The sequence below is a fragment of the Staphylococcus sp. HMSC65H10 genome, assembly GCF_001839185.1.
Lineage (GTDB): Bacteria > Bacillota > Bacilli > Staphylococcales > Staphylococcaceae > Staphylococcus > Staphylococcus simulans.
Genome location: NZ_KV840420.1, coordinates 56,231 through 56,487, shown reverse-complemented (window position 1 = coordinate 56,487; position 257 = coordinate 56,231). Strand labels below are relative to the sequence as shown.

General features: G+C 44.0%; 1 protein-coding gene. It reads right to left on the bottom strand.

The window, feature by feature from the left end:
* The coding region (locus HMPREF3270_RS14060; RefSeq protein ID WP_218117700.1) for a hypothetical protein at positions 1-257 on the bottom strand (257 nt) is incomplete at both ends.

Genomic DNA, 257 nt, shown 5'->3' with positions numbered 1-257 from the left:
ACATCTTTAGTAGTGCCATCTGGCAACGTTAAAGCCACCGTACTCAATGGCTCGCTTGTGCCACTCACTTCTTTAGTTCCTGCTTCAATCGTGTTGATTACTGGTGCTTCTGGAACTACTGTATCTTTCACAGTTTGTGCCGCTTCTGGTGATTTATTACCTGCCACGTCTGAAGCTTCTGCTTTGATTACTGCGTCATGTGCTAGTGGTGTTTCTAATATAGTTGTCCAAACACCTTTGTCATCTGCCTTAACATC